At 68.6% G+C, this 26683-nt stretch carries 21 protein-coding genes; 15 read left to right on the top strand and 6 right to left on the bottom strand.

The features are described 5' to 3' along the window. The first annotated feature begins 21 nt into the window (after positions 1 to 21). Positions 22 to 957: a nitrate ABC transporter permease gene (gene ntrB / locus ACF8ME_RS28375; RefSeq protein ID WP_034367678.1), complete on the top strand. Its 936-nt coding sequence runs from the start codon at positions 22 to 24 to the stop codon at positions 955 to 957. Continuing rightward, positions 954 to 1760 (top strand): ABC transporter ATP-binding protein, encoded by an 807-nt coding sequence (locus tag ACF8ME_RS28370; protein WP_017407363.1) that lies wholly within the window; start codon positions 954 to 956, stop codon positions 1758 to 1760. The genes ntrB and ACF8ME_RS28370 overlap by 4 nt, the downstream gene beginning before the upstream one ends. A 60-nt stretch (positions 1761 to 1820) precedes the next feature. Here the strand turns inward: ACF8ME_RS28370 and ACF8ME_RS28365 are convergent, their stop codons facing one another. From ACF8ME_RS28365 to ACF8ME_RS28355, 3 genes are all read right to left on the bottom strand, one after another. Beyond that, entirely contained in the window at positions 1821 to 2261 is a 441-nt protein-coding gene (locus ACF8ME_RS28365) for a CBS domain-containing protein (protein WP_016449718.1), read from the bottom strand. A gap of 122 nt (positions 2262 to 2383) precedes the next feature. Beyond that, on the bottom strand, positions 2384 to 3034 hold the full coding sequence (locus ACF8ME_RS28360) for a DUF937 domain-containing protein (RefSeq protein ID WP_016449719.1): 651 nt from the start codon (positions 3032 to 3034) through the stop codon (positions 2384 to 2386). A 122-nt stretch (positions 3035 to 3156) separates the two neighbouring features. Continuing rightward, entirely contained in the window at positions 3157 to 4845 is a 1689-nt protein-coding gene (locus tag ACF8ME_RS28355; protein ID WP_016449720.1) for a PAS domain-containing methyl-accepting chemotaxis protein, read from the bottom strand. A gap of 414 nt (positions 4846 to 5259) precedes the next feature. On the opposite strand from ACF8ME_RS28355, the gene ACF8ME_RS28350 reads away from it, so the two are divergent. The 5 genes from ACF8ME_RS28350 (at position 5260) to ACF8ME_RS28330 (ending at position 14469) form a co-directional block, all read left to right on the top strand. Then, positions 5260 to 6513 carry an NAD(P)/FAD-dependent oxidoreductase gene (locus ACF8ME_RS28350; RefSeq protein WP_392419226.1) on the top strand — a complete coding sequence of 418 codons (1254 nt, stop codon included), beginning with the start codon at positions 5260 to 5262 and terminating at the stop codon, positions 6511 to 6513. A gap of 50 nt (positions 6514 to 6563) precedes the next feature. After that, positions 6564 to 9401: a molybdopterin-dependent oxidoreductase gene (locus ACF8ME_RS28345; protein WP_392419225.1), complete on the top strand. Its 2838-nt coding sequence runs from the start codon at positions 6564 to 6566 to the stop codon at positions 9399 to 9401. A gap of 98 nt (positions 9402 to 9499) precedes the next feature. Beyond that, positions 9500 to 10414 (top strand): DNA-binding protein YbiB, encoded by a 915-nt coding sequence (gene ybiB / locus ACF8ME_RS28340; RefSeq protein ID WP_034367674.1) that lies wholly within the window; start codon positions 9500 to 9502, stop codon positions 10412 to 10414. Positions 10415 to 10440: 26 nt separating this feature from the next. Next, the gene (cobA, locus tag ACF8ME_RS28335) at positions 10441 to 11253 is read left to right on the top strand and encodes a uroporphyrinogen-III C-methyltransferase (RefSeq protein WP_392419224.1); all 813 of its coding nucleotides are present in this window, start codon (positions 10441 to 10443) and stop codon (positions 11251 to 11253) included. A gap of 252 nt (positions 11254 to 11505) precedes the next feature. Beyond that, positions 11506 to 14469, top strand: a complete 2964-nt coding sequence (locus ACF8ME_RS28330; protein WP_392419223.1) for an ATP-binding protein — start codon at positions 11506 to 11508, stop codon at positions 14467 to 14469. On the opposite strand, the gene ACF8ME_RS28325 is transcribed toward ACF8ME_RS28330, so the two are convergent. Next, on the bottom strand, positions 14456 to 14959 hold the full coding sequence (locus tag ACF8ME_RS28325) for an acyl-CoA thioesterase (protein WP_017406259.1): 504 nt from the start codon (positions 14957 to 14959) through the stop codon (positions 14456 to 14458). The two genes, ACF8ME_RS28330 and ACF8ME_RS28325, sit on opposite strands and share 14 nt — an antisense overlap. A gap of 186 nt (positions 14960 to 15145) precedes the next feature. Between ACF8ME_RS28325 and ACF8ME_RS28320 the strand changes: the two genes are divergently transcribed. The 3 genes from ACF8ME_RS28320 (at position 15146) to ACF8ME_RS28310 (ending at position 17307) form a co-directional block, all read left to right on the top strand. After that, the gene (locus tag ACF8ME_RS28320; protein WP_392419222.1) at positions 15146 to 16366 is read left to right on the top strand and encodes an NAD(P)/FAD-dependent oxidoreductase; all 1221 of its coding nucleotides are present in this window, start codon (positions 15146 to 15148) and stop codon (positions 16364 to 16366) included. Positions 16367 to 16531: 165 nt separating this feature from the next. Further along, positions 16532 to 16744, top strand: a complete 213-nt coding sequence (rpsU, locus tag ACF8ME_RS28315; RefSeq protein WP_003052999.1) for a 30S ribosomal protein S21 — start codon at positions 16532 to 16534, stop codon at positions 16742 to 16744. A gap of 116 nt (positions 16745 to 16860) precedes the next feature. Next, positions 16861 to 17307, top strand: coding sequence for a GatB/YqeY domain-containing protein (locus ACF8ME_RS28310; RefSeq protein ID WP_016449728.1), 447 nt, complete (start codon positions 16861 to 16863; stop codon positions 17305 to 17307). 33 nt (positions 17308 to 17340) lie between these two features. Here ACF8ME_RS28310 and ACF8ME_RS28305 read toward each other — a convergent pair whose 3' ends face one another. Then, positions 17341 to 18255, bottom strand: coding sequence for a LysR substrate-binding domain-containing protein (locus ACF8ME_RS28305; RefSeq protein WP_017406911.1), 915 nt, complete (start codon positions 18253 to 18255; stop codon positions 17341 to 17343). A 130-nt stretch (positions 18256 to 18385) separates the two neighbouring features. Between ACF8ME_RS28305 and ACF8ME_RS28300 the strand changes: the two genes are divergently transcribed. After that, positions 18386 to 19474, top strand: a complete 1089-nt coding sequence (locus ACF8ME_RS28300; protein WP_017406912.1) for a tartrate dehydrogenase — start codon at positions 18386 to 18388, stop codon at positions 19472 to 19474. A 38-nt stretch (positions 19475 to 19512) separates the two neighbouring features. On the opposite strand, the gene ACF8ME_RS28295 is transcribed toward ACF8ME_RS28300, so the two are convergent. Beyond that, on the bottom strand, positions 19513 to 21558 hold the full coding sequence (locus tag ACF8ME_RS28295) for an Ig-like domain-containing protein (RefSeq protein ID WP_392419221.1): 2046 nt from the start codon (positions 21556 to 21558) through the stop codon (positions 19513 to 19515). A gap of 388 nt (positions 21559 to 21946) precedes the next feature. Between ACF8ME_RS28295 and gorA the strand changes: the two genes are divergently transcribed. The 4 genes from gorA to ACF8ME_RS28275 all read left to right on the top strand — a co-directional run bounded on the left by gorA (position 21947) and on the right by ACF8ME_RS28275 (position 26564). Continuing rightward, positions 21947 to 23296 carry a glutathione-disulfide reductase gene (gorA, locus tag ACF8ME_RS28290; RefSeq protein WP_016449732.1) on the top strand — a complete coding sequence of 450 codons (1350 nt, stop codon included), beginning with the start codon at positions 21947 to 21949 and terminating at the stop codon, positions 23294 to 23296. Positions 23297 to 23910: 614 nt separating this feature from the next. Continuing rightward, positions 23911 to 24165, top strand: coding sequence for a hypothetical protein (locus tag ACF8ME_RS28285; protein ID WP_034368029.1), 255 nt, complete (start codon positions 23911 to 23913; stop codon positions 24163 to 24165). Between the two features lie 114 nt (positions 24166 to 24279). Further along, positions 24280 to 25332 (top strand): xylose isomerase, encoded by a 1053-nt coding sequence (locus tag ACF8ME_RS28280; RefSeq protein WP_392419220.1) that lies wholly within the window; start codon positions 24280 to 24282, stop codon positions 25330 to 25332. Beyond that, positions 25329 to 26564, top strand: coding sequence for an NAD(P)/FAD-dependent oxidoreductase (locus tag ACF8ME_RS28275; RefSeq protein WP_392419219.1), 1236 nt, complete (start codon positions 25329 to 25331; stop codon positions 26562 to 26564). The genes ACF8ME_RS28280 and ACF8ME_RS28275 overlap by 4 nt, the downstream gene beginning before the upstream one ends. The last annotated feature ends 119 nt before the right edge of the window (positions 26565 to 26683 follow it).

The raw sequence follows: 26683 nt of genomic DNA, 5'->3' as shown, positions 1-26683 counted from the left end.
CATCCCACAGAGGAACACACCATGGTCAGCGCCGTCTTCCACTTCCCGGCAGAGTCCTCCACCGCCGCCGCCCCGCCTGCGCCGGTTTCCCCTACCGCTGCATCCCCGGTCCCGGCCATGCAGGCTGCACCGGCAACGCCCAGGACTCCCGCCCCTGCGCGCGACTGGGCGGCGCTGTCGCGCGCCTTCTGGCTGGCCGTGCTGCCGCCGCTGTGCGGCCTCGGCTTGCTGGTGGGCGTGTGGTCCCTGGTGGCCGCGGGCTCCGGCCAGAGCATTCCGGGGCCCCTGGCGACCTGGCAGCAGGCGGTGGAGATTTTCAGCGACCCGTTCTACCGCAACGGCCCCAATGACCAGGGCGTGGGCTGGAACGTGCTGGCCTCGCTGCAGCGCGTGGCCGTGGGCTTCGGCCTGGCGGCGCTGGTCGGCATTCCGGCCGGCTTCGTGATCGGGCGCTTCAACTTCCTGTCGCGCATGTTCAACCCGCTGATCAGCCTGCTGCGCCCGGTGTCGCCGCTGGCCTGGCTGCCCATCGGCCTGCTAGTCTTCAAGGGCGCCAACCCGGCGGCCATCTGGACCATCTTCATCTGCTCGATCTGGCCCATGCTCATCAACACCGCCGTGGGCGTGCAGCGCGTGCCCCAGGACTACATGAACGTGGCGCGCGTGCTCAACCTCAGCGAATGGAAGATCGCCACCACCATCCTGTTCCCCGCCGTGCTGCCCTACATGCTGACCGGCGTGCGCCTGGCCGTGGGCACGGCCTGGCTGGTCATCGTCGCGGCCGAGATGCTCACCGGCGGTGTGGGCATCGGCTTCTGGGTCTGGGACGAGTGGAACAACCTCAACGTCAAGAACATCATCATCGCGATCTTCGTGATCGGCATCGTGGGCCTGCTGCTGGAGATGGCCCTGGTCAAGCTGGCAACGGCATTTACGTTCGAAGAGGTGAAGGCATGAATGCATCGTCCAAGTTCATCGAGATCCAGGGCGTGGAGCAGAGCTTCAAGACCGCCAAGGGCCTGTTTCCAGCACTGCGCAATATCGACCTGACCATTGCGCGGGGCGAGTTCGTCTCGCTGATCGGCCACTCGGGCTGCGGCAAGTCCACCCTGCTGAACCTGATCGCGGGCCTGACCACGCCCACCACGGGCGTGCTGCTGTGCGCCAACAAGGAGATCAAGGGCCCCGGGCCCGAGCGCGCCGTGGTCTTCCAGAACCACTCTTTGCTGCCCTGGCTGACCTGCGAGGGCAACATCCACCTGGCCGTGGAGCGCGTCTATGGCCGCACGGAAAGCCGCGCCCAGCTCAAGGCCCGCACCCTGGCCGCGCTGGAACTGGTGGGCCTGGCCCATGCCGCGCACAAGCGGCCCGGCGAGATATCGGGCGGCATGAAGCAGCGCGTGGGCATTGCGCGCGCGCTGTCGATGGAGCCGCAGGTGCTGCTGATGGACGAGCCCTTCGGCGCGCTCGATGCGCTCACGCGCGCCAAGCTGCAGGACGAGCTGCTGGAGATCGTGGCGCGCACGCAAAGCACCGTGGTCATGGTCACGCACGATGTGGACGAGGCCGTGCTGCTGTCCGACAAGATCGTGATGATGACCAACGGCCCGGCCGCCACCATCGGCGAGGTGCTGCAGGTCGGCCTGGCCCGCCCGCGCAACCGCGTGGCGCTGGCCGAGGACGACCTCTACCGCCAGTGCCGCAAGGCCGTGATCGATTTCCTCTACACCCGCCAGGGGCATGTGGAAAAGGCGGCCTGAACCTTCGCAGGTCCTGCCGCCTTCGAGACCCTGCCCATGGCGGGCAGGCCGAGCCCCGGCTCAGTGCCGGCCCGAGATGTAGTGCTCCAGCTGCTCGATGATGAACTTCTGCTCGGAGATGATGTCCTTGACCAGGTCTCCGATGGAGATCAGGCCCAGCAGCTTGCCGCCTTCGTCCACCACGGGCAGGTGGCGCAGCCGGTTCTCGGTCATCACCGCCATGCACTCCTGCGTGGTCTGGGTGGGGCCGACGAACAGCACGTCGCGCGTCATCACGTCGCGCACCAGGGTGGCGCCGGAGGTGCGCCCCAGCAGCGCGATCTTGCGCGCGTAGTCGCGCTCGGTGACGATGCCGGCGATCTCGCTGCCCTCCATCACGAGCAGGGCGCCAATGCCCTTGTCGGCCATGAGCCGCAGCGCATCGAGCACGGAATCGGTAGGCGCGATGCTGTACACCGCGCTGGTGGCCTTGGACTTGAGAATGTCTGCAACTGCTGTCATGGGTGCCTTTCAGTCGTTCGCCAATTCGGTTCTAGTGTCATCCGAACTGCGCCCAAAAAGCAACAGGGCCAGCGCGTGTATGCACACGCACCGGCCCTGCCCGATTCAGTGAATGCGGCCCTTCAGCGACGACCGCCCAGCAGGCTGCCACCAATCTTCATCAGATCGCTGAGACCTACCTGGCCGTCGCCATCCTGATCAAGCAGGCTGCCCAGCAAACCACCACCCAGGCCGCCCTGCTGCTGCGCCTGCGCATGCTCGCGGCCCAGCACCTGGCCCAGGCCGCCGGCATCCATGCCGCCTGCGCTCACGCGCTGTGCAAGAAAGGACATGACGATGGGGGCCAGCAGCTGCAGCAGCTGGGCCGCGCCGCCGCTTCCCAGGCCCGTGGCCTGGCCCAGTCCGTCCTGCGCGCGCTGCTGGTTGCCGCCCAGGATATGGCCCAGGATGGCTGCGCCGTCGAGCCCGCCGCCCGCATTGCCGCCTGCGCCTGCGCCGCCGCCCAGCAGCGAGCCCAGCAGGCCTCCCAGATCCAGCCCGCCGGCGCCACCGCTGGCCGCGCCGTGGTCGCGCTGCAGCGCGCCGAAGAGATTGGCCGCGCCCTGCGGATCGGCCGCATTGCGGCCCAGCGAGCCCAGCAGCACGGGAAGGGCCGCGCCCACGGCACTTTCGGTCTGAGCGGGGCTGGCGCCGATCTGGTCTGCCATCTGCTGCATGGGCGCGCCCTGCAGTTGTGCCATCAGTTCGGCGGCCAGGGAAGAGCTGGAGTTCATGGTCGTTCCTTCATCCGGTCGCCCGGTCAACACAAAGTCACATGGTAGCGCCGGCCGGTGCAGCGGGCATGACGGCGCAGCGCCCCAAGTGTCAACGATGTTTTCCAGCGCCCGGATCGCGCTCAGCCCGTGGTCAGCGCCGGCTGCGGCTGGGTGCGCGGCGGCCGCAGCGGCGGCAGCGGCGCCTGCGCCTTCATGGACCGGCGCAGCGCCACTGCGTCGGCCACGGCCGCCGGTGCCCGGGCCGTGGCGTCCAGCCGGAAGACCTGCACGGTCTCCGACACGGTCTGCGCCTGGGCCTGCAAGGCCATGGCCGATGCCGCGTTCTGCTCCACCAGCGCCGCGTTCTGCTGCGTGATGTTGTCCAGATGCGCCACGGCCGCGTTGACCTGCGAGATGCCGCTGAGCTGCTCGTTGGAGGCGCTGTGGATTTCGCCGATCAGCAGGTTCACGCGCCGCACCAGGTCCAGCGATTCGGTCATGGTTTTCTGCGCGACCTCGGTGCGCTGATTGCCATCCAGCACCTTGGCGGCGGAGTCGTCTATGAGTTCGCGGATCTCCTTGGCCGCTGCCTGCGTGCGCTGCGAGAGACTGCGCACTTCGGCCGCCACCACCGCAAAGCCCCGGCCCTGGTCGCCCGCGCGCGCGGCCTCCACGGCGGCGTTCAGCGCCAGGATGTTGGTCTGGAAGGCGATGGAGTCGATGAGCTGCGTGATCTCGCCGATGCGCCCCGACGCGGCCTGGATCTGCTTCATGGTGGCCGCCACGCCGTCGACGGCGCCGCTGCTGCGCTCGGCCACCTCGCTGGCCTGGGTGGCCAGGTCCGTGGCCTGGCGCGCCGACTCGGCCGTGTGCTTGACCGTGCCCGTGATCTCCTCCATCGACGCCGCCGTCTGCTGCAGGTTGCCGGCCTGGGTTTCCGTGCGCGCGGACAGGTCCTGGTTGCCCTGCGCGATTTCCCGCGTGGAGATCTGCATCTTGTCGCTTTCCTCGCGCGCATCGCGCACGATGGACAGCAGGTTCACATTGAGCTGGCTCAGCGCCTTCTGCAGATCGCCCACCACGTCCTTGCGCGTGATGCGTATGGTCTGCGTCAGGTCGCCGGCCGCCAGGCGGTTGGCCTGCAGCACCATCTGCGCCAGCGGCGCCACGGTCAGCCGGTACGCCCAGGCCCCGGCCAGCCCCGTGAAGATGCAGACCGCCAGCCAGGCCAGCGCGGACCATGCATCCAGCGTGTGCCCTCCCGCCATCGCCGCGCCAAAGGCTGCCGCCACCACCAGGAAGAAGATCAGCACCAGCTTGCCTGCCAGGCCCAGGCTCAGCGCGCTGGCAAGGCGTCCGCGCAGGTTGTTGCGCACCAGATGGCCGGCGCGCAGCACGTGGACCTTGCGCCCTGCGTCCTTTTCGGCGCGCATGGTGGCGTAGAGGCGCTCGGCCGCATCCGTCTGCTCGCGCGTGGCCTCGGTGCGCACCGACATGTAGCCCGAGGGCCGGTCGCCTTCCATCAGCGGCGTGACATTGGCCATGACCCAGTAGAAGTCGCCGTTCTTGCGCCGGTTCTTCACGGGCGCCGACCAGGGCAGGCCGGCCGAGATGGTGGCCCACATGTCGCGGAAGGCTTCCTCGGGCATGTCGGGGTGGCGGATCATGTTGTGGGGCTGGCCCAGCAGTTCTTCGCGCTCGTAGCCGCTGACCTCGATGAACATCGGGTTGCAGTAGAGGATGCGCCCCTTCAGGTCCGTGGTGGACACCAGGGTCTGGCCCTTGGGAAATGCGTATTCACGCGTGCTGACTGGCAGATTCACTCTCATAGGCGTGGTCCCTTGAAGAAGAAAAATCCTTCACGTCATTGCGGCCCTGGCTTACTGCAGGACCCGGTGGCTTGTTGTACCCCGATTCGTCGCATTTGAAACAAATCGCCACAAAACCTCCATTCGATTCAGACATCTGATTGCGCGCTCTCGATAGCGGGCGCACCGCCTTGAGGCATGCGACGCACCACCATGGCTCGGCCGCCGGGCGGCAGCCCCGAGGACAGCGCCCGCGCAGGGCTGCGCGCCCTGGCATGCCGCTTGCTTCATCCCATGCGTGGCCATTGCAGGCCATGGGGGCAAGGCGCAACGAGGTGCCGCTGCCCCAGGGACAAAGGCGTCAACCCGCGCGCAGGCAGCAGCCGCGCAGTGGGGATGACGCCTTTTTGCTTTTCGAACCGATGCGGGGGCGCAATGAAGAAATCCAGGCTGGTGATGGTGGGCAACGGCATGGCCGGCGTGCGCACGCTGGAAGAGCTGCTCAGGATCGCGCCCGACCTCTACGAGATCACCGTGTTCGGCGCCGAGCCGCACCCCAACTACAACCGCATCATGCTGTCGCCGGTGCTGGCGGGCGAGCAGCAGCTGGACGAAATCATCCTCAACGACTGGTCCTGGTATGCCCGGCACGGCATCACCTTGCATGCAGGCTGCCGCGTGCATGCGGTGGACCGGGCGCGCCGCGTGGTGCACGCCGTGGACGCGGCCGGACAGCCGGTGAGCGCCGGGTACGACCGCCTGATCCTGGCCACGGGATCGCGCCCCTTCATGCTGCCCGTGCCCGGGCGCGAGCTGGAAGGCGTGCTCGGCTACCGCGACATTGCCGACACCCAGGCCATGATCGCGGCGGCCGCCAGCCACCGCCATGCCGTGGTCATCGGCGGCGGACTGCTGGGCCTGGAGGCCGCCAACGGCCTCATGAAGCGCGGCATGGAGGTCACCGTGGTGCATGCTGGCGAGCGCCTGCTGGACCGCCAGCTGGACGAGACCGCCGCCGCCTTGCTGCAGGCCTCGCTGGCCGAGCGCGGCATGCGCTTTCTGATGCAGGCCCAGACCCGCGCGCTGACGGGCGACGGCCAGGGCCGCGTGGCCTGCGTGCACCTGCAGGACGGGCGCGATGCGCCGGCCTCGCTCGTGGTCATGGCCGTGGGCATCCGGCCCGAGACCGCGCTGGCCGAGCAGATGCACCTGCACGTGCAGCGCGGCATCGTGGTCAGCGACACGCTGCAGACCGTGACCGACCCGCGCATCTATGCCGTGGGCGAATGCGCGGCGCACCGGGGCGTGGCCTACGGGCTGGTGGCGCCGCTGTTCGAGCAGGGCAAGGTGCTGGCCAACCACCTGGCCGAAATCGGCATCGGCCGCTACCCGGGCTCGCAGACCTCGGCCAAGCTCAAGGTCACGGGCATTCATCTGTTCAGCGCAGGCGACTTTCGCGGCGACGACGGCACGGAGGAAATCGTGCTCAGCGACCCCGGCGCGGGCGTGTACCGCAAGCTGGTGCTGCGCGGCGACAGACTGGTCGGCGCCTGCCTGTATGGCGACACCGAGGACGGCGGCTGGTACTTCCGCCTGCTGCGCGATGGCGTGGCAGTGCAGGAACTGCGCGACCGCCTCATGTTCGGCGAAAGTCAAGCCAGCCAGGCCGACCCGGCCAGCGGCCCGTGACGGCGCCCGCCCCCGTGCCCTGCCCTTCCCTCATCCACCCCAGGCCCACCATGCAAGAAACCCGATCCACCTGCCCCTACTGCGGCACAGGCTGCGGCGTCATCATCGAAAGCGATGGCGCCCGCATCACGGGCGTGCGCGGCGACCCGGCGCACCCGGCCAATCAAGGGCGCCTGTGCACCAAGGGCAGCACGCTGCATCTGACGGCCTCGCCCGCCCTGGCGCGGCAGACCCGGCTGCTGCAGCCCGCCCTGCGCACCACGCGCGGGGCAGCGCCCCGGGACATCAGCTGGGATGCCGCGCTGGACCTGGCAGCCGGCAGGCTGGCCTCCATCGTGCAGGAGCACGGCCCCGATGCCGTGGGCCTCTATGTGAGCGGCCAGTTGCTGACCGAGGACTACTACGTCTTCAACAAGCTGGCCAAGGGCCTGATCGGCACCAACAACATCGACACCAACTCGCGCCTGTGCATGAGCAGCGCCGTGGCGGGCTACAAGGCCACGCTGGGCGCCGACGCGCCACCGGCCTGCTACGAGGACGTGGACCATGCGGACTGCCTGTTCATCGTGGGCAGCAACGCGGCATGGGCCCATCCCGTGCTCACGCGGCGCATAGAGCAGGCGCGTGCTGCGCGGCCGCAGATGAAGATCATCGTGGCCGATCCGCGCCGCACCGACACGGCCGGCATGGCCGACCTCTTCCTGCCGCTGCGCCCCGGCAGCGACACCCTGCTGTTCCACGGCATGCTGCACATCATGGAGCTGGAAGGCTGGCTGGACCGGGACTACATCGCGCGCCACACCAGCGGCTTTGCCGACCTGCAGGCCCTGCTCGGACAGGCCACGCCCGAGCGCGTGAGCGAGGTCTGCGGCCTGCCCCGCCACGACCTTTTCCAGGCCGCGCAGTGGTTCGCGCTGGGAGGAGATGCGCGGGACGGCGCCGCCCGTGGCGCAACGCTGAGCCTGTACTGCCAGGGCCTGAACCAGAGCAGCAACGGCACGGCCAAGAACGCCGCGCTGATCGGCCTGCACCTGGCCACGGGCCAGATCGGGCGCGCAGGCGCGGGACCGTTCTCGCTCACGGGCCAGCCCAATGCCATGGGCGGGCGCGAGGTGGGCGGGCTGGCCAATCTGCTGTCGGCCCACCGCGACCTGGCCAACCCCGCCCACCGCGCCGAAGTGGCCGCCCTATGGGGCGTGGACGCCGTGCCATCACGGCCCGGCAAGACCGCCGTGGAGATGTTCGAGGCCGCCGCCGAGGGCGAGATCCGCGCGCTGTGGATAGCCTGCACCAACCCCGCGCAAAGCATGCCCGACCAGGCCCTGGTGCGGCGCGCACTGCAGCGGGCCGAATTCGTCATCGTGCAGGAGGCCTTCGCCACCACCGCCACCTGCGCCTACGCCGACCTGCTGCTGCCCGCCACCACCTGGGGCGAGAAGATCGGCACGGTGACCAACAGCGAAAGGCGCATCTCGCGCGTACGCCCCGCCGTGGCCGCACCGGGCGCCGCGCGCCATGACTGGCACATCGCCGTGGACTGCGCGCGGCGCATGGAAACGCGGCTGCGCCCGGGCCGGCCCAGCCTCTTCCCCTACGACACCGAGGACGCCGCCGCAGGCGCCGAAGCCATCTGGAACGAGCACCGCGAAAGCACGCGCGGGCGTGACCTGGACATCACCGGCCTGTCCTGGGATCTGCTGGACGCGCAAGGCCCCCAGCAATGGCCGCTGCCCGAAGGCGCAGCCCTGGGCCGCGCACGGCTCTACGAAGACGGCCGCTTTCCCACGCCCGATGGACGCGCCCGCTTTGCCCTGCTGCCCTGGCAGCCGCTGGCCGAGTCGCCCGATGCGAGCTACCCCTTCAGCCTGACCACGGGCCGGCTGCGCGACCAGTGGCACGGCATGAGCCGCACGGGCCAGCTGGGACGACTGTTCGGCCAGGCTGCCGAGCCCAGTGTGCAGATGCATCCGCAGGACATGGCCGAGCGCGGCCTGCGCGCGGGCGACCTGGTGCAGATGAGCAGCCGCCGCGGTGCCCTGCTGGTGCCGGTGCAGCCCGATGCCACGCTCGCGCCCTCCCAGCTCTTCATGGCCATGCACTGGGGCGGCGAGTACCTGGGCGGCACGGCCACGGGGGGCCTCAACGCACTGACCACGCCGGCCTTCTGCCCCGCATCCAAGCAGCCTGAACTCAAGCACACGGCCGTCAAGCTGCAAAAGGCCGCTCTGCCCTGGACCCTGCTGGCCATGGCCTGGCTGCCCGAGGACCGCGTGCTGGCCGTGCGCGAGCAGTTGTCCGCCCTCATGCCGCACTTCGGCTTTGCCAGCTGCGTGCCTTTCGGCAATGCCGTGCCGCTGCAGGACGCCGCCCGCGCCCGCCACGGCGTGCTGCTGCGCGCCGCCGCGCATGAGGCGCCCGACGACGCCCTCATCGCGCAGATCGAGTCCCTGCTGGGCCTGGATGCCGCCGACACCCTGCGCTACAGCGACCGCCGCCGCCAGCACAGCCGTGCGCTGCGGCTGGACCGCACCAGCCTGTCCACCACGGTCGAAGCCTTGCTGCTGGCCGGAGACACGCGCGCCGGCAGCTGGCTGGGCACCCTGCTGAAGGACCAGTTGCCGGCCCAGGACTATGGGCGCCTGCTGCTCATGTCCTCGGCCTCGGCACCGCTGCCCCTGGCGCAGCGCACGCGCCAGGTCTGCGCGTGCTTCGACGTGGACGAGGCCGCCATCGAAGGCGTGCTTGCGCGCTGCGAGGGCAGCGACGATGCCCGCCTGGCCGCTTTGCAAGGCCAATTGCGCTGCGGCACCAACTGCGGCTCCTGCCTGCCTGAACTCAAGCGCCTGGTGCGCCACATCCCCGTTGCGCCCAGCCCGCAGGCGGCATGAAAGAGGCCATGGAACGACAGGTTTGCATATATAGCGAAAAGTAATGAAACCTGCGGGAAAATATGCGCCCACAGGATTCCACCCACGATCACCACGCCATGGGCATCAGCCAATACATCAAGGAAATAGGCCGCGGCGCACGCGGAGCCAAGGCGCTGGAGCGCGCGCAGGCCGCCGACCTGTTCGGCCAGGTGCTGGACGGGGGCGTCACCGATCTGGAGATCGGCGCCTTCTGCATCGCCATGCGCATCAAGGGCGAGACGGTCGAGGAGATGAGCGGCTTCCTGGATGCCGTGCATGCGCGCGCCGCGCGCTTTCCCGCCTCGGCCCATGGCCGCCCCGTGATCGTGCTGCCCAGCTACAACGGCGCGCGCCGTCTGCCCGTGCTCACGCCCCTGCTGGCCCTGCTGCTGGCGCGCGAAGGCCTGCCCGTGCTGCTGCACGGCATGCGCACCGAGGCGCGGCGCATCCTGGCCAGCGATGTGCTGCAGGCGCTGGGCATTGCGCCGCTGCAGGCACCCCAGGCACTCGATGGCGGCCAGGTGGCCCATCTGCATACCGAACACCTGCATCCGGCACTGGCCCGGCTGCTGTCCGTGCGCGAGGTCATCGGCCTGCGCAATCCGGGCCACAGCGTGGTCAAGCTGCTGGCGCCCTGCGACGGCCCGTCCTTGCTGGTGACGGCCTACACCCATCCCGAGTACCTGCCCATGCTGCACGGCACCTTCGGGACGCTGGGCATGAATGTGCTGCTCTCGCGCGGGCTGGAAGGCGAGGTCGCGGCCGACCCGCGCCGGCTGCCGCGCTACGACGGATTCGTCGCAGGCGCCCACCAGCTGCTGGCCGAGCAGCAAAGCGGCACGGCCTCCGAAATCCCGGGCCTGCCCGCCGAGATCGACGTGGACACCACGGCGCGCTACACCGAGGACGTGCTTGCGGGCCGCCTGCCCGTGCCGCCGGCGCTCACGCGCCAGGTGGAACACATCGTCCACCTTGCCGATCAGATTCGCTGAACACCCCAGAAAAACGGAGCCCCGCCATGACGACCCCGTCCCACCCCCCCGCAAACACCGCCCGGCGCGGCAGCTGCACCCTGGTCGGCGCCGGCCCCGGCGACCCGGAGCTGCTGACCATCAAGGCCCTCAAGGCCATACAGGCGGCCACCGTGCTGCTGGTCGATGACCTGGTCAGCGATGCCATCGTGGCCCATGCCTCGCCCACGGCGCGCATCGTCTACGTGGGCAAGCGCGGCGGCTGCAAGAGCACGCCCCAGGCCTTCATCGAAAAGCTCATGCTGTCCGCCGTGCAGGATGGCGAGACGGTGGTGCGCCTCAAGGGCGGCGACCCCTTCATCTTCGGGCGCGGCGGCGAAGAGGTAGAGCATCTGCGCGAGGCCGGCGTCGAGGTCCAGGTCGTCAACGGCATCACGGCCGGCCTGGCCGGGCTCACCAGCCTGGGCGCGCCGCTCACGCACCGCGACCGGGCGCACGGCGTGGTCTTCATCACCGGCCACGCCAAGCCCGGCGACAGCGGCACGGACTGGCGCCAGCTGGCCGCCACCGCGCGCGATGCCCGGCTCACCCTGGTGATCTACATGGGCGTGAGCAGCGTGGAACACATCCGCGCCGAGCTGCTGCACGGCCTGCCCGCCGCCACGCCCGTGGCCGTGATCCAGCACGCCAGCCTGCCGCAGCAGCGCCATGCACTGGCCACGCTGGACACGCTCGTGCAATGCATTGCCGACACCGGACTGGGCAGCCCCAGCGTCATCGTCGTTGGAGATGTGGTCCATGGCATTCGGGCAATGGCCGAACCCCAGGGGCAGCCCAACCCTGCGGTTGCTGCCGCCTGAGTGCCGAGCTGCAAAAAAGAAAAAATCTATCGATAGATAAAATCATTAGTTTTCATTAAAAATCCCCTGTTGGTTGCCGAAAACAGCGTCTAGACCGTTTTCGCAGGCCGTCAGCTGCGCCGGACGGCGGCAGCGCCACCGGGGGATTCAATGAAAACATCAAGCCGTACTCTCACTTCCACAGCGACGCAGGCATGGTGGCCGGCATGCCGACACCTGGCGGCCCAACTGCTGGCCGGCTGCGCACTTGGCATGGCCATGCCCATGCCCGGCCTGGCCAGCGGCGCCGACATGGTGCTGGCCACGCGCGTCACGGCAGGCGCCAAGCCCTGGCTCACGCCTGCGCACCGCCAATGGCTGCAGGCGCGCGGGCCGCTGACGCTGGGCATTTCCACGCCGGACCATCCGCCGCTGGGCATGATCGATGGCGATCGCTTCCAGGGCATCACGGCCGACCACCTGGGCCTGCTTTTTCCCACGCCCGTGCGCTTCAAGTCCTATGGATCGCGTGCGGCCGTGCTCGATGCGCTGCGCCGCGGCGAGATCGACCTGGCCTGCGGCGGCACCGAGCTGGAAGCCGAGCGCGCCGACCTGGCCCTGAGCGTGCCCTACCTGCCCAGCCAGCCCGTGCTGGTCTCCCCGTCGAATGCTCCCTTCGACGCCCGGCGCCGGGGTGCGCGGCTGGCCATGACGCCCGATCAGCTGCTGCGCTCCCAGGTGGCTGCCGCCTATCCCCTCAGCGAGCTGCTGACCTATGAAACACCCCGCCGCGCGCTGGAGGCGCTGAGCCTGGGCGAGATCGACGGCTTCGTCGGCGACACGGTCACGGTGCACTACCTGATCCAGGCCAACTACCTGCTCAACCTGCGCGTGCAGGGCTTTGCGCCCATAGAAAGCCGTGGCTTCGGCATGCTGGTGAGGCATGGCGATGCACAGCTGAAGGCCTACCTGGACCAGGCCCTGCCCAGCATCACCGTGCAGCACGGCGACGACATCCTGCGCAGCTGGAGTGGAAGCCGCCGCCCGCTGCTGGGCGGCGACCGCGTGGCGCTGACGCCCTCGGAAAAGCAGTGGCTGGATGCCCATCCGCGCATTCCCGTGGTCCTCAACGGCTCGCTGGGTCCGCTGGGACAGCTCGATGCCGACCGCCAGGCCCAGGGCATCGGCCCCGACTACCTGGACCTGATCAGCCGCCGCGCCGGCCTGCAGTTCGAGTACATCGCCGCGCGCAACTATTCCGAACTCGAAACCATGCTGGGCTCCGGCAAGGCCCTGCTCACCCCGGCGTACACCTCGCCGCCCACGGCCTCGCCCGATATCAGGCTGCTGCCGCCCTATCTGCGCAGCACGGTCGTGGTGATGGCCCGGCCCGAGGCCAACGCAGGCACCCCGCGCGACAAGCCCATACACCACCTCCAGCGACTGGAGGGCAAGCGCGTGGCCATGGTGGCGGGCTTCTTTCTCGAAAGCACGGTGCGCAGGGAACATCCGAGCATACGGCTGCAGCTGTATGCCGACCTGACCCAGGCCCTGGCCAGCGTGGCGGCCAATGACAGCGATGCCTTCGTGGGCAACGACTACGCGGCGCGCTATGCCAACGCCCAGCAATTGGGCAGCCGGCTGCAGCTCACCGGCATCCTGGACGACTACACCCGCCCCATCAGCCTGGCCGTGCACGCCGCCGAACCTGAACTGCTGGGCATCCTGGAAAAGGCCCAGCTGTCCATCGCACCCGAAGAGGTGGCCGAAATCGTCCACCACTGGGCGCCGCACCATAACGGCAACGGCGCGAGCTTCTGGCGCGAGCACCGCCAGCGCCTGCTGCTGCTGGCCGGGGCGCTGGCCCTGGTCACGGTCATCTCCCTGGTCTGGGGCTTTTACCTGAGCCGCCAGATGCGCAGGACACGCCGGGCCGAGCGGCGCGCCGAGGCCGCCAACCAGGCCAAGAGCCTGTTTCTGTCCACCACCAGCCACGAGATACGCACGCCGCTGAGCGCCGTCATCGGCCTGCTGGAACTGGCGCAGGACCGGGAAAAGCTCGGCCTGCCCCACCGCGATATGCTGGCCTCCGCCCACAAGGCCGCCCAGGGCATGCTGCTGTTGCTGGGCAATGTGCTGGATCTGCACCGCATCGAGTCTGGCCATATCGACTCCACGCTCCAGCCCGTGGCACTGCGCCCGCTGATCGAAGACATGGCCCCGCTGCTGCAAGGCCTGGCCCACGGCAAGCGGCTGTCGCTGCGCACCGAAGTGGGCAGCGGCGTGGACCACAGCGTGACGGCCGACCCGCTGCATCTCAAGCAGGTGCTGTTCAACCTGCTCAGCAATGCCATCAAGTTCACCGAGCGCGGCAGCGTCACCCTGCGCGCGCATGGCGCCAGCCGGCATGACCGCCTGCTGCTGCAGATGGAGGTCGAGGACACGGGCATCGGCATTGCGCCGCAGGACCAGGCCCGGCTGTTCCAGCCCTTCTCGCAGGTGGAAGGCGCCCACCAGGACAAGGCCTTTGGCAGCGGCCTGGGCCTGAGCATCACGCGGCGCCTGCTGGAGCACATGGGGGGAACCATCACGGTGGACAGCGCACCGGGCCGTGGCTCGCGCTTCACGGTCAGGCTGAGCCTGCCACTGGTGGAGCCGGACCACCGCATGCAGGCCGACGTCACGCCCGCGTCAGAGGGAATATTGCCCCTGGTCCTGCCCGCCTCGGTGGCGCTGCAAGGAAAGCCCCAGGCCAGTGCCGAGCCCCTGCCCGCATCACAGCCCGGGTCCGGGTCCGACCTCAGAATCCTGGCCGTGGAAGACTATCTGTTCAACCGCGAGCTGCTCAAGAGCCAGCTGGCCGCGCTGGGCCACGGCATCTGCCTGGCCGGCGATGGACAGGAAGCCTGGGCACGCTGCCTGGTCGAGTCCTTCGATCTCATCATCACCGATGGACGCATGCCGCTCATGGACGGCTTCGAGTTCATCCGGCGCCTGCGCCAGCGCGAGGCCGAAAACCAGCTGCGCCGCTGCCGCGTGATCGCGCTGACCGCCAGCCCCGAAGCCTCCGAAGCGCTGCGCTACCTGCAGGCCGGCGCCGACGAGGTGCTGTCCAAGCCGGCTGCCATGGAAGACCTCAGGCGCGTCATCGAACAGGTGCGGAACGAGCTGCAGGGCGGCACGCCCGGCACCTGGCATCCGCCGCCCGCCGCGCCCTCCACGCTCAGCCCGGCCTGACCGTGCTGCTGGCCGTCACGCGGCTTTGCTCGAAGCGCTGGGCCAGCTCGCGGCGCAGGTCCTTGCGGATCAGCGCAGCCTGCCAGCGGCGCCTTTCCTCGTCGTTGGACGGCACCAGCGTCGGCACGGCGGCCGGCTGCTTGTTCTCGTCCACGGCCACCATGGTGAAAAAGCAGCTGTTCACATGGCGCACCACCTGGGTGCGGATGTCCTCGGCCACCACCTTGATGCCGATCTCCATCGACGACTTGCCCGTGTGGTTGACGCTGGCCAGGAAGGTCACCAGCTCGCCCACGTGGATGGGCTGCAGGAACATCACCTGGTCCACGCTCAGCGTGACCACATAGCGGCCCGCGTAGCGGCTGGCGCAGGCATAGGCCACCTGGTCGAGCTGCTTGAGAACGGCGCCGCCATGGACGTTGCCCGAAAAGTTCGCCATGTCGGGCGACATGAGCACGGTCATGCTCAGCTGGTGCGATGGGAAATTCATCGCTGGATTTTAGGTCCCCCCTGAGTCGCTGCGCGCCTTCCCCCAGAGGGGGACGACACCCTCGGTGCGGGGCGGCCCTTCCTCGGTGTCCCTGGCTTCAGGACACGCCAGTTTCACAGGGCACGCGAAGGGCTGGCTCAAGTGCGCGAGAATGGGCGCCCCTTTTGCCCCCCGAGTGACGCTTTTGTGACCTCTTCCCTCTCTTTCGACGCCATCGTCATCGGCGCCGGCGCGGCCGGTCTGTTCTGTGCGGCCCAGGCCGGACAGCGGGGCCTGTCGGTGCTGCTCCTGGACCACGCGGAGAAGGTGGCCGAGAAGATCCGCATCTCGGGCGGCGGCCGTTGCAACTTCACCAACCGCGACTTGGACGTGCGCGCGCCCCACAAGCACTTCGTGGGCGGCAACCCGCAGTTCTGCCGCTCGGCCCTGTCGCGCTACACGCCGGCCGACTTCATCGCGCTGATGGACAGGCACGGCATTGCCCACCATGAAAAGCACAAGGGCCAGCTGTTCGCCGACCGCTCGGCCGAGGACATCATCGCCATGCTGCTGGCCGAATGCCAGGCCGGCGGCGTGCAGCGCTGGCAGCCCTGCAAGGTCGATTCCGTCGCGCATGCGGATGGCCAGTACCGCCTGCAGACCAGCCGTGGCGCCGTGCAGGCGCCCAGCCTGGTCATCGCCACGGGCGGGCTGTCCATTCCCAAGATCGGAGCCACCGACTTCGGCTACCGCCTGGCCCAGCAGTTCGACCTGCCCCTGGTCGAGCGCGTGCCGGGCCTGGTGCCGCTGACCTTCGACGGCGATGCCTGGGCCCCCTACGCCCAGCTCGCCGGCCTGGCCCTGCCCGTGGAGATCAGCACCGGCAGCAAGAAAGAGCGCATGGCCTTCATGGAAGACCTGCTGTTCACGCACCGCGGCCTGTCCGGCCCCGCCGTGCTGCAGATCTCGAGCTACTGGAAGCCCGGCACGCCCCTGTGCATCAACCTCGCCCCTGAGGTGGACCTGCAGGGCGAGCTGCTCAGGGCCAAGTCGCGCTCGCGCAAGCTCATCGCCAATGAACTGGCGCAGTGGCTGCCCTCGCGACTGGCCGATGCCTGGGTGCAGCAGGATGCTGCCTGGCAGCGCCCCATTGCCGAAGCCTCCGACAAGGCCCTGAACCAGCTGGCCGAGCGCCTGTCACGCTGGGAGATCGTGCCCACGGGCACGGAAGGCTACAAGAAGGCGGAAGTGACGCTGGGCGGCGTGGACACGCGGGCGCTCTCGCAGCAGACCATGGAATGCAAGACCCAGCCGGGCCTGTACTGCATTGGCGAAGTGGTGGATATCACCGGCTGGCTCGGGGGATACAACTTCCAATGGGCCTGGGCCAGTGGGCACGCCTGTGCGCAGGCCTTGCCTTCTGCCTGATTTGTCAGACCGCTTTCGTCTCGCGTATAATCGCCCGCTTTGCTGGCAATCGCCCCGTCGGCCAATACTAGTTAACTTTGGACGGGGACCAACCGCTGAACATGGCTCTCAGGCCCGATCTTCCCGGGAACCCGCTGTCAGCACAGATATCTGGAAATCTAGCTAATGACCACCATCCGCGTAAAAGAAAACGAGCCCTATGAAGTTGCCCTGCGCCGCTTCAAGCGCACCATCGAAAAGCTCGGCCTGCTGACCGACCTGCGCGCTCGCGAGTTCTACGAGAAGCCCACTGCCGAACGCAAGCGCAAGAAGGCTGCCGCCGTCAAGCGTCACTACAAGCGCGTTCGCAGCATGCAGCTGCCCAAGAAGCTGTACTGATCAGCCCTTGACCAGCCGGCTCTCGTCAGCCGCAAAACCCGCGCTCGGGACGCCAGGCGCGGGTTTTTTGTTTTTTGTTCCGTGTTTTCCGACGCCATCACCTCAGGAGAAAAGCCATGAGCCTCAAGGCCCAGATCACCGAAGACATGAAGACCGCCATGCGCGCCAAGGACAGCGAGCGCCTGGGCACCATCCGCCTGCTGCAGGCAGCGATGAAGCAAAAGGAAGTCGATGAGCGCATCGAGCTGGACGACGCCGCCGTCATCGCCATCGTGGACAAGCTGATCAAGCAGCGCAAGGACAGCATCGCCGCCTTCGAGGGCGCGGGCCGCCAGGACCTGGCCGACAAGGAAAAGGCCGAGATGGCCGTGCTGACCGCCTACCTGCCCGAGCGCATGTCGGCCGAGGAAGTGGCCACCGCCGTCAAGGCCATCGTGGCCGAACTGGGCGCATCCGGCCCCGGCGACATGGGCAAGGTCATGGGCGCGGTCAAGGCGCAACTGGCAGGCAAGGCCGACATGGGCCAGGTCTCCGCCGCAGTGAAGGCCGCCCTGGCAGGCTGATCCCCGGCCAGTCCGCTGCAGCAGCCGCCCCGCTCAGGGAGCGGCTGCCATCCACTCCTTCTTGAAGTGTTCCTGCAGGAACTCCACGCACACCCGCACCTTGGCCGACAGCTGCAGCCGCGTCGGATACACAGCCCAGACATTGGCCTCCTGCCGCCATTCGGGCAACACCTGCACCAGGCGCCCGGCCTGCAGATGGGCGCCCACATCCCATAGCGAGCGCAGCGCAATGCCGCGACCGTCCACGGCCCACTGCACCACCATCTCGCCGTTGTTGGCCGACAGCGGCCCCGTGACCTTCACCGCCTGCTCGGCCGCGCCCGCGCGCAGCCGCCACACGCCAAAGGCCTGGTCGCGCTCCTTGATGGCCAGGCAGTCATGGGCCGACAGCTCGGCCGGCGTGCGCGGCGTGCCACGGCGCGCCAGGTAGGCAGGCGCGGCGCACAGCACGCGGTGGTTGTCGGCCAGGCGCCGCGCAATCAGGTGGGGCGCGATCTCGTCGCCCACGCGCACATCCAGATCGAAGCCCTCGCCCGCCACATCCACCAGCCGGTCGAACACGTCCAGCCGCACCTGCAGCCCCGGATGGCGCTCCACCAGCCTGGAAAGCGCGGGCGCGATCACATGCCGCCCGAAACCGAAGCTGCTGCTCACGCGCAGCAGGCCGCGCGGCTCGCTGCGCGTGATGGCCACCTCCTGCATCAGCTGGTCCATGTCGTCGAGGATGCGCTGCGCCCAGTGGAAGACGCGCTCGCCCTCCTCGGTCACGGCCACGCGGCGCGTGGTGCGGTGCAGCAGCTTCACGCCCAGCTCTTCCTCCAGCAGGCGGATGCGCTTGCTCACATAGGCGGGCGAAGCCCCCAATTCCTCGGCCGCAGCGGCAAAGCCGGATTTGCGGGCCACCACGGTGAAGACGCGCAGGTCTTCGGGAGACGGCTGTTTATTCACGATCTGTAAATAATGGAACCACAGTTGGCCGATTGTATTTAGCCCTGGCGCAGCCAACAATGCCATGCATGCGGCCAGGCTGTCAGCGGCGCCGCTTCATATCCATCCATTCGATCCAAGGACAGACACCATGCAAGACACATTCAAGATCGCCGTCATCGCCGGTGACGGCATTGGCAAGGAAGTCATGCCCGAAGGCCTGCGCGCCCTGGAAGCTGCCGCCAGCCGCTTTGCGATCAAGCTCGAATTCCACCATTTCGACTGGGCCCACTGCGACTACTACCTGGCCCACGGAAAAATGATGCCCGACGACTGGAAGGCGCAGCTGTCCGGCATGGATGCCATCTTCTTCGGCGCCGTGGGCTGGCCCGCCACCGTGCCCGACCATGTCTCGCTGTGGGGCTCGCTGCTCAAGTTCCGCCGCGAGTTCGACCAGTACATCAACCTGCGCCCCGTTCGCCTGTTCGAGGGCGTGCCCTGCCCGCTGGCCGGCCGCAAGCCCGGCGACATCGACTACTACGTGGTGCGCGAGAACACCGAGGGCGAGTACACCTCGCTGGGCGGCATCATGTACGAGGGCACGGACCGCGAGATCGTGATCCAGGAATCGGTCTACTCGCGCAAGGGTGCCGAGCGCCTGCTCAAGTACGCCTTCGACCTGGCCCAAAGCCGCGAGCGCAAGCACGTCACCCTGGCCACCAAGAGCAACGGCATCGCCATCAGCATGCCCTGGTGGGACCAGCGCGCCGAGGACGTGGCCAAGGCCTACCCGGAAGTCACGCTGGACAAGCAGCACATCGACATCCTGACCGCGCGCTTCGTGCTGCAGCCGGGCCGCTTCGACGTGGTGGCCGCCACCAACCTGTTCGGCGACATCCTCAGCGACCTGGGCCCGGCCACCACGGGCACCATCGGCCTGGCCCCCTCGGCCAACCTCAACCCCGACCGCAGCTTCCCCAGCCTGTTCGAGCCCGTGCACGGCTCGGCGCCCGACATCTACGGCAAGAACATCGCCAACCCCATCGCCATGGTCTGGTCGGCGGCGCTGATGCTGGACTTCCTGACCCACGGCCAGGGCGCAGGCCGCGCGGCGCACGACGCCATCGTCTCGGCCATCGAGGAGGTCATCAGGAGCGGCCCGCGCACGCCCGACCTGGGCGGCACGGCCAGCACCACCGAGGTGGGCCAGGCCATCGCCCGGCGCATCGCTGCCGCCTGAGGCGCCGCGCCGGGGTTCATGCCGCCCGGCAGCCTGGCCTACCGGCCTATGCGGCCCATGCTGCCCCTGGGCAGCCTGCCGGCCCCCATCCCGGCCGCCAGCAGGCTCAGCATGACCAGCGCCACGGTGTGCAGGGCCGGCACAGGCGTGGGCACCGGCGCCGCCACCACGGCCTGTGTGAAGCCCTGGCTCATCGGGGCGTGGACTGCATCCCCGCTGTAGTCGACCACAAGGCCGTGGGATCCGGCCGCCACGGGCAGCCGGACCGTGATGCTGGCGGCGCCGCCAACCAGGGGCGCCGACCCCAGCTGCGCCCCGTTGTACGAGACCGTGATGCTGCCCGAGGGGAGCGCCGCCGCCATCGCCCGCAGCGCCCCCCGTCGGTCCTGCGCCCCGGTCACGGCCGACACGCTGATGGTCACATCGTCGCCGGGCCGGGAAGGGTTGGGGGTCGAGGTGATCGCCAGGGTGGTTGTGGCCTGGGCGATCTGCACGCTTTGCTGCTGCCTTGCCGCCGCCTCGTAGTTCGCATCGCCGGCCTGGTCTGCCAGGATGCGGCAGGGTCCCGGCGCAATGAAGGAGACAGAACCGCCCGCGATGGTGCAATGGGCAGCCGTCGCCGCATCCACGGAGAACACCACCGCCTTGCCGGAAGCCCCGCCCGTTGCTGCCACGGCATAGGTATCGCCCACCTTGGCGGCCGCTGGCGCCACGGAAGTGAAGGCAATGGCCTGCGGGCCCTTGCCGATGCTCAGGGACAGGACTTGCCGGGCCGCAGGCAGATGGTTGGCATCCCCCTGCTGATCGGCGGCCAGCAGGCAGTTGTCCGTACCCGCCAGCCTGCCGGACACCTCGGCACCGCTGACGGAGCACGCCGCCGGCGTCAGGGAACTGAACTGCACGGCCTGGGACGAGCCACCGCCGGCGGCGCTCAGAGCCACCCGTGCATCCACGACCAGGGGCGCCGGCATGCTCCAGACGATGTTCTGCGCAGCAGGCTGCACCGTCACCGGGTAAGCCACCTCGGGGGCGGGACCATAGGTCGCGTCGCCGCCCTGCCGGGCCGTCATCGTGCAAGTGCCTGCGGAATGGAAGCTGAACACCCCTGCGGCATCGACGGTGCAAACCTCTGGCGCAGATGCGGAAAACGTCACGGCCAGGCCGGAGGTAGCCGTTGCAACGGGCGTGAATGTCGTGCCGAAGGTTTGCGCCGACGGCTGCGCAAAGTCGATGGTCTGCTCCCGCCTGAGCGTGGTGAAGGGCACGCTGGCCACATCCGGCTGCACGCGGCCTGCGCCATCCCTGGCGATGAAGTGCAGCCTGTAGGCCGTATTCACCGCCAGCCCCCCGATATCGATATCGTGGACCACGCCTGCCGTCATGACGACCGGGGAGCCGCCGGCCTGCAGCGCGGCGGCGTCCGGCGCCGCTGCGGCCGCAGCAAGCACCTGCCAGTAGCCCGTGCCGTCCCGGTCCAGCGCCACGCGGGCCTTGGCCGTCACGCCGCCCGCCTGCGGGTCGACGACGGGAGCCAGACTGAAGACCGGGCGGCCCAGCACATAGCTGGCAAACCCATGGTTTTGTGTTGCATTCCACCCATCGGACATGGATGACAGACCCGCCCAGACCGCATTGGCGGGGATGGACGATGCGTCCATGGCAAGCAGGGTCTGGATGCCATCGAGCGAATAGTGAAAGATCGTGTTGCCGATGGGGCGGGTGTTGGAGGAGCTCTCCACCTGGAAGGAGCTGATCGTGGCCCAGGCTGCCGCCGCAGGAATGTCCAGGGGGTTGGTCGTCTGCAGGATCTGGCCCTGGTAGCTGTATGTGTAGCGCTCGTTCCAGCTGTTGCGAGCCCAGCCGCCATCCCAGTAGTTGGAAGGGGTGGCCCAGTCCGCTGTGGCCGGTGGCGTGCCGCCTTGCTGCACCACCCCACCCACGCTGAACGTGTATTCGGTCACCATGGTCGTATACAAAGCGTTGTACTGCGTCTGGTAGCCCGTCATGACCAGCCCCTGCGCCGGCGCGGCCACGGCCGCGACGCAATGCAGGCCGGCTCCGAATACCACCACCCACGGCATCATGGCCCTGGAAAATTCCGCCTGAAGGCGACTGCCTCGTTCTCTCACATGCACTCCCGTTTCAACTTGCTGTTCTTCTGGTCCGTGCCGGGGGTACCGGCAATGCAGGAGCCTAGCGGCCGCACCTGCCCGCGCCTTGACTGCGCGTTGCGCTTTTCTTGACAGTGCGTCCCGCCCCCTGCGCAACGCGGGCTGCCGCGCCACCGTCCGTTCATTCGCCACCAAACGCCTGCTGCCCCCGGCCCTGCAAAGCGGCGATATGCCGGCCAACCGGGCCGTCGTCTGGGCGCGGAGATGGCGGCATTGCCCCCGCCGCAGGCCCCTGGCCGGCGAACAGGGCAAGATGGCCGGCTGCGGCATTCGGGCCGCTCAGACACAGCACGGAATCTCCATGAAGCACTACGACTACATCGTCATCGGCGGCGGCAGCGGCGGCATTGCATCGGCCAACCGCGCCGCCATGCACGGGCGCCACTGCGCGCTGATCGAAGCCGGCGAGATCGGCGGCACCTGCGTCAACGTGGGCTGCGTGCCCAAGAAGGTCATGTGGCATGCGGCCCAGATCGGCGAGGCCATGCACCGCTACGGCCCCGACTACGGCTGGGATGCCACCGTCGAGGGCCTGGACTGGCAGCGCCTGCTGGACAGCCGCAGCGCCTACATCGACCGCATCCATGCCTCGTATGAAAGCGGCCTGGCGCGCAACAAGGTCGAGCTGATCCAGGGCTTTGGCCGCTTCGTGGATGCGCGCACCGTGGAGGTGGGCGGCCAGCGGCTCAGTGCCGACCACATCCTCATCGCCACGGGCACGCGCCCGGCACGGCCCGACATACCTGGCGCCGAGCTGGGCATCGACTCCGACGGCTTCTTCGCCCTCAAGGCCCTGCCTGCGCGCACGGCCGTGGTGGGTGCCGGCTATATCGCCGTGGAGATTGCCGGCGTGCTGCACGCGCTGGGCTCGCAGACCCATCTGTTCCTGCGCCAGAACTCGGCACTGCGCGGATTCGATCCGCTGCTGAGCCAGACCCTGATGGAGATCATGGAGGCCGAAGGCCCCGCCGTGCACCGCCAGGCCACCCCGAAGGCCGTGGTCCGCAATGCCGACGGCAGCCTGGACCTGCAACTGCAGGACGGCAGCAGCCACACCGTGGACTGCGTGGTCTGGGCCGTGGGCCGCAGGCCCGACACCTCGGGCCTGAACCTGGAGGCCGCAGGCGTGGCGCTGCAGGACAGCGGCCACATCGCGGTGGACAAGTTCCAGGACACCAATGTGCCCGGCATCCACGCCGTGGGCGACATCACGGGCCGCATCGAACTCACGCCCGTGGCCGTGGCCGCAGGCCGGCGCCTGTCCGAGCGCCTGTTCAACGGCAAGACCGGCGAGCACCTGGACTACGACAACGTGCCCACCGTGGTCTTCAGCCACCCGCCCATCGGCACCGTGGGCCTGACCGAGCCGCAGGCGCGCGAGCGATTTGGCGACGATCAGGTCAAGATCTACCAGTCGGCCTTCACCGCCATGTACACGGCGGTCACGCGCCACCGCCAGCCCGCGCGCATGAAGCTGGTCTGCGTGGGCCCCGAGGAACGCATCGTGGGCATACACGGCATCGGCCTGGGGATGGACGAGATGCTGCAGGGCTTTGCCGTGGCGCTCAAGATGGGCGCCACCAAGCGCGACTTCGACGACACCGTGGCCATCCACCCCACGGCGGCAGAAGAGTTCGTGACCATGCGCTGAACGGCGCGCACCACCTGCCTTCGGCGGTTGACCACCGCCCTGGGCAGGGCACGCGCCGGGCGAGCGCGAAGCCGCCCAGGTCGGCGGAGGCATCGGGAATGGCCGTGAGCAGGCCGATCTGCGCCGTGCTCCTGACGCCAGCCTCGCGGACGCTGGTGAGCAGCCGCAAGCTGCGCGCGATCCGCAGCCGGCTCCGCTCCTCCTCCTTCTCCTTTTCCTTCCCCCGACATGGACCTCCTGCCCCTGCATGCCGCCGCTGCCTGCATGGCTGTGGGCTGACATTTCAGCTGCCTGCGGTGCATTGCCACCGTCCAGGGTCCTGCATCGCCACGCTGGCCCCGGTGGAAACATCCGTCCACCGTGGGAATTTCAAGCGCCTACGCTCAAACACCCAATTCAATAGTCAAAAACAAATAAAGTATTTTCCCGATAGTCAAGTCAAATCGAAAAATTCACAATCCTTGTACGCGGGGAAAAAGAGGCATTGCTCCATGGAAAGCCTTGGTGTTTCTTTGTAGGCAATCCGACTTAATTCGAGTGCATACACCTTGATTTTCCGCATCAACCCAGCAGCCATGGGTCGAGAGCCGCGATCGGAGCCCAGGAGACATCCCATGCCCAGACTGCATTCGAAGACAGGGCATGGCGAGCCCGCGCCAGGCGGCATGCAGGCCAGCTTCTGGCCCCTGCGGCAAACGCAGGCGCTGGGCAGCAGGCTGAAAGCAGTGTTCGCGCTGGAGGCCTTCCACCGTGCGGGCAGCGGCGCCGGGAGCCGCTTGGCCGATGACGCCTTCTTGGCCCGCAGCGCCTATGGGGCTGAGCAGCGGCCGGGGCGCAACACCACACTCAACAAGGAGACAGATCCATGACAACCGATGTACTCGATACCTGGTCCCCGTTGACCGGGTCGCGCAACGCGGGCCACCCTCTGTCGGCGGACCGCATGATCGTGGGCGCGCCCACGGGCGGCTGAGGAGCAGGTCATGCACGAAGCCCCCCGCCCCACCCTCCCGCCCATCGGCTGCAACGGCCGTGGCGTGCAGCGCTCCTCGCGCCACCAGCCCATCGGCCTGCAGGAGCTGCCCATACGCGAGCAGTTCCGCCTCGTCAGCGAGACCGGCGTGTTCGACTGCTTCGACCGCCTGCCGCTGCGCCACCAGCTGGCCGACTACGAGTCGGCCATCGCCGAATTCAAGCTGCCCGTGCACACCGCCAGCTGGTTCTACCGCCTGGGCGAGGACGAGGTCCTGCTGGCCGGCAACCTTCGCATCTGCCGCGAGATCGGCGTGCGCTGCCACAACATCATGACCTTCAAGCACCACCGCGACGGCCATGTGCTGTCCGATGTGGAAATTGCCGAACACTATCTGCGGGTCTATGACGACGCCATGGGCCTGGGCGTGGAGCCCAGCTTCGCGCTGCATGTGAACACGTGGACCGAAGACTTCCTGCGCGTGCGCAGCGTGGCCGGGCGCGTGCAGGCACGCGGCGTGCCCTTTCACTTCACGCTGGACTACAGCCATGTGAACTTCAAGATCGGCAACCCGGCCGAGCTGGACCGGTCGGGCGTGCGCGGGCTGCTCGAGCGCGGCCAACTGGTGCTGGACCCGTTCGAGCCCGGCTCGCTGTGCGAACAATGGCTGGACATGGGCATCGTGCGCTGGGCCCAGCTGCGCGCGGCCGGCCCCAACCAGCCCCTGAACCTGTGGCACCGCGACGAGGACGGCAGCCCGGGCCGGGGCATCCAGTACCCCATGCTGCGGCCCGGACCCGGCGAATGGCATTCGCCCTGGCATGCCTACCTGCTGGAGCCCTCCAAAGAGGCCATCCGCAAGGTGCTGGCCTGCCACCATGCGCAGCCGCACAGCCCGCTGCGCTACCTCACCACCGAATTCATCAATCTCCCCGACTACGGCCTGGGCGCAGGCTATGACCTGCTGGAGCAGAACGTGGCGGCCGCGCGCTTCATGCGGCAAGCCTGGGACGAGATCTGCGACCGCCCCGTACTCCGGGCCTCCTGCGAAGGTGCAGCATGAACCCCGCCCAACACCCCCAAGGCCATGCCGTCATCATCGGCGCCGGACACGCCGGTGGCACCCTGGCCGCCCTGCTGCGCCAGTACGGCCACCCGGGCCCGATCACTGTGGTCGGAGGCGAGGACCTGCCGCCCTACCTGCGCCCGCCGCTGTCCAGGGCCTGGCTGCAGCAGGCCATGGGCCCGGACGAGCTGTTGTCGCGGCCCGCCGGCGCCTCTGCGGACCAGGCCATCGCCCTGCGCCCGGGCATGCGCGCCATGGCCATAGAGCCGGGCTCGCGGCAGGTGGCGCTGAACGACGGATCGGTGCTGCACTACGAACACCTGGTCATTGCCACAGGCTCCGCGCCACGCTGGCTGGTCCTGCCCGGGGATGAACGGCCTGGCATCACCTACCTGCGCACCATGGAAGACGCGCAGGCGCTGCAGGGCCATCTGCAGACCACGCGCTGCCTGGCCATCATCGGCGGCGGCTATGCGGGCCTCGAAATCGCTTCCACGGCCCGCAAGCTGGGCGTGCAGGTCCGGATCATCGAGCGCGAAGGCAGGCTGCTGACGCGCAGCGCCTCGCCGCAGATGGCTGCGCATCTGCTGCAGCTGCATGCAGGCCAGGGCGTGGAGGTGCATTTCAATGCAGCGGTCGCCGCCATCCAGGGAGACAGCCCCACCCGCATCACGGCCCTGTGGATGGCCGATGGCTCCCGACTGGAGTGCGATGCCGTGCTCATCGGCGTGGGCGCGGCGCCCTGCATGGAACTGGCGCAATCCCTCGGCCTGGACTGCGCCGACGGCATTGCCGTGGATGGCGAAGGCCGTACCGCCATGAGCGGCATCTACGCCATAGGCGATGCCACGCGCCGCCCGCTGGCCGGCTACCCCGGGCTGCACCGGCTCGAAAGCGTGCCCAGCGCGCTCGAACAGGCCCGGCGCGCGGCCTGCGCCATCACGGGCAGCGAACTGCCCGCCCATGAAACGCCCTGGTTCTGGTCCGATCAGTACGACACCAGGCTGCAGATCGCCGGCCTGCCCGGCCAGGGCGACCAGACCGTGCTGCGCGGCAACCCGGCCAGCGGCAGGTTCGCCGTCCTGCACCTGCGCGGCGGCCAGCTGTGCGCCGCCGAATGCGTGAATTCGCCGGGCGAATTCATGGCTGCGCGCAAGGCCATCGCCGCCACGCACTGCGCCGACCCCGGTTTCCCAACGCTCCCCTCCAAAGCCCCACTCACGTCATGATCTCCATTGCCTTCATGGAGCACGGCGGCAGCGAGCATGCGGTGCAGGCCACGGAGGGACAGAGCATCATGCCGAATGCGGCGGCGCCGGTGGCGCAGCGCCAATGCAGCCACAGCCAC

The organism is Delftia sp. WSY_7 (assembly GCF_043104845.1).
Taxonomy (GTDB): domain Bacteria; phylum Pseudomonadota; class Gammaproteobacteria; order Burkholderiales; family Burkholderiaceae_C; genus Comamonas; species Comamonas tsuruhatensis.
This window is presented reverse-complemented; position numbering and strand designations above follow the sequence as displayed.

What these genes read in the sequence shown, in the direction of transcription:
- ntrB (WP_034367678.1), top strand. Translation starts at nt 22, where the DNA reads ATGGTCAGCGCCGTCTTCCACTTCCCGGCAGAGTCCTCCACCGCCGCC.
- ACF8ME_RS28370 (WP_017407363.1), top strand. Translation starts at nt 954, where the DNA reads ATGAATGCATCGTCCAAGTTCATCGAGATCCAGGGCGTGGAGCAGAGC.
- ACF8ME_RS28365 (WP_016449718.1), bottom strand. Translation starts at nt 2,261, where the DNA reads ATGACAGCAGTTGCAGACATTCTCAAGTCCAAGGCCACCAGCGCGGTG.
- ACF8ME_RS28360 (WP_016449719.1), bottom strand. Translation starts at nt 3,034, where the DNA reads ATGAACTCCAGCTCTTCCCTGGCCGCCGAACTGATGGCACAACTGCAG.
- ACF8ME_RS28355 (WP_016449720.1), bottom strand. Translation starts at nt 4,845, where the DNA reads ATGAGAGTGAATCTGCCAGTCAGCACGCGTGAATACGCATTTCCCAAG.
- ACF8ME_RS28350 (WP_392419226.1), top strand. Translation starts at nt 5,260, where the DNA reads ATGAAGAAATCCAGGCTGGTGATGGTGGGCAACGGCATGGCCGGCGTG.
- ACF8ME_RS28345 (WP_392419225.1), top strand. Translation starts at nt 6,564, where the DNA reads ATGCAAGAAACCCGATCCACCTGCCCCTACTGCGGCACAGGCTGCGGC.
- ybiB (WP_034367674.1), top strand. Translation starts at nt 9,500, where the DNA reads ATGGGCATCAGCCAATACATCAAGGAAATAGGCCGCGGCGCACGCGGA.
- cobA (WP_392419224.1), top strand. Translation starts at nt 10,441, where the DNA reads ATGACGACCCCGTCCCACCCCCCCGCAAACACCGCCCGGCGCGGCAGC.
- ACF8ME_RS28330 (WP_392419223.1), top strand. Translation starts at nt 11,506, where the DNA reads ATGGCCATGCCCATGCCCGGCCTGGCCAGCGGCGCCGACATGGTGCTG.
- ACF8ME_RS28325 (WP_017406259.1), bottom strand. Translation starts at nt 14,959, where the DNA reads ATGAATTTCCCATCGCACCAGCTGAGCATGACCGTGCTCATGTCGCCC.
- rpsU (WP_003052999.1), top strand. Translation starts at nt 16,532, where the DNA reads ATGACCACCATCCGCGTAAAAGAAAACGAGCCCTATGAAGTTGCCCTG.
- ACF8ME_RS28310 (WP_016449728.1), top strand. Translation starts at nt 16,861, where the DNA reads ATGAGCCTCAAGGCCCAGATCACCGAAGACATGAAGACCGCCATGCGC.
- ACF8ME_RS28300 (WP_017406912.1), top strand. Translation starts at nt 18,386, where the DNA reads ATGCAAGACACATTCAAGATCGCCGTCATCGCCGGTGACGGCATTGGC.
- ACF8ME_RS28295 (WP_392419221.1), bottom strand. Translation starts at nt 21,558, where the DNA reads ATGATGCCGTGGGTGGTGGTATTCGGAGCCGGCCTGCATTGCGTCGCG.
- gorA (WP_016449732.1), top strand. Translation starts at nt 21,947, where the DNA reads ATGAAGCACTACGACTACATCGTCATCGGCGGCGGCAGCGGCGGCATT.
- ACF8ME_RS28285 (WP_034368029.1), top strand. Translation starts at nt 23,911, where the DNA reads ATGCCCAGACTGCATTCGAAGACAGGGCATGGCGAGCCCGCGCCAGGC.
- ACF8ME_RS28280 (WP_392419220.1), top strand. Translation starts at nt 24,280, where the DNA reads ATGCACGAAGCCCCCCGCCCCACCCTCCCGCCCATCGGCTGCAACGGC.
- ACF8ME_RS28275 (WP_392419219.1), top strand. Translation starts at nt 25,329, where the DNA reads ATGAACCCCGCCCAACACCCCCAAGGCCATGCCGTCATCATCGGCGCC.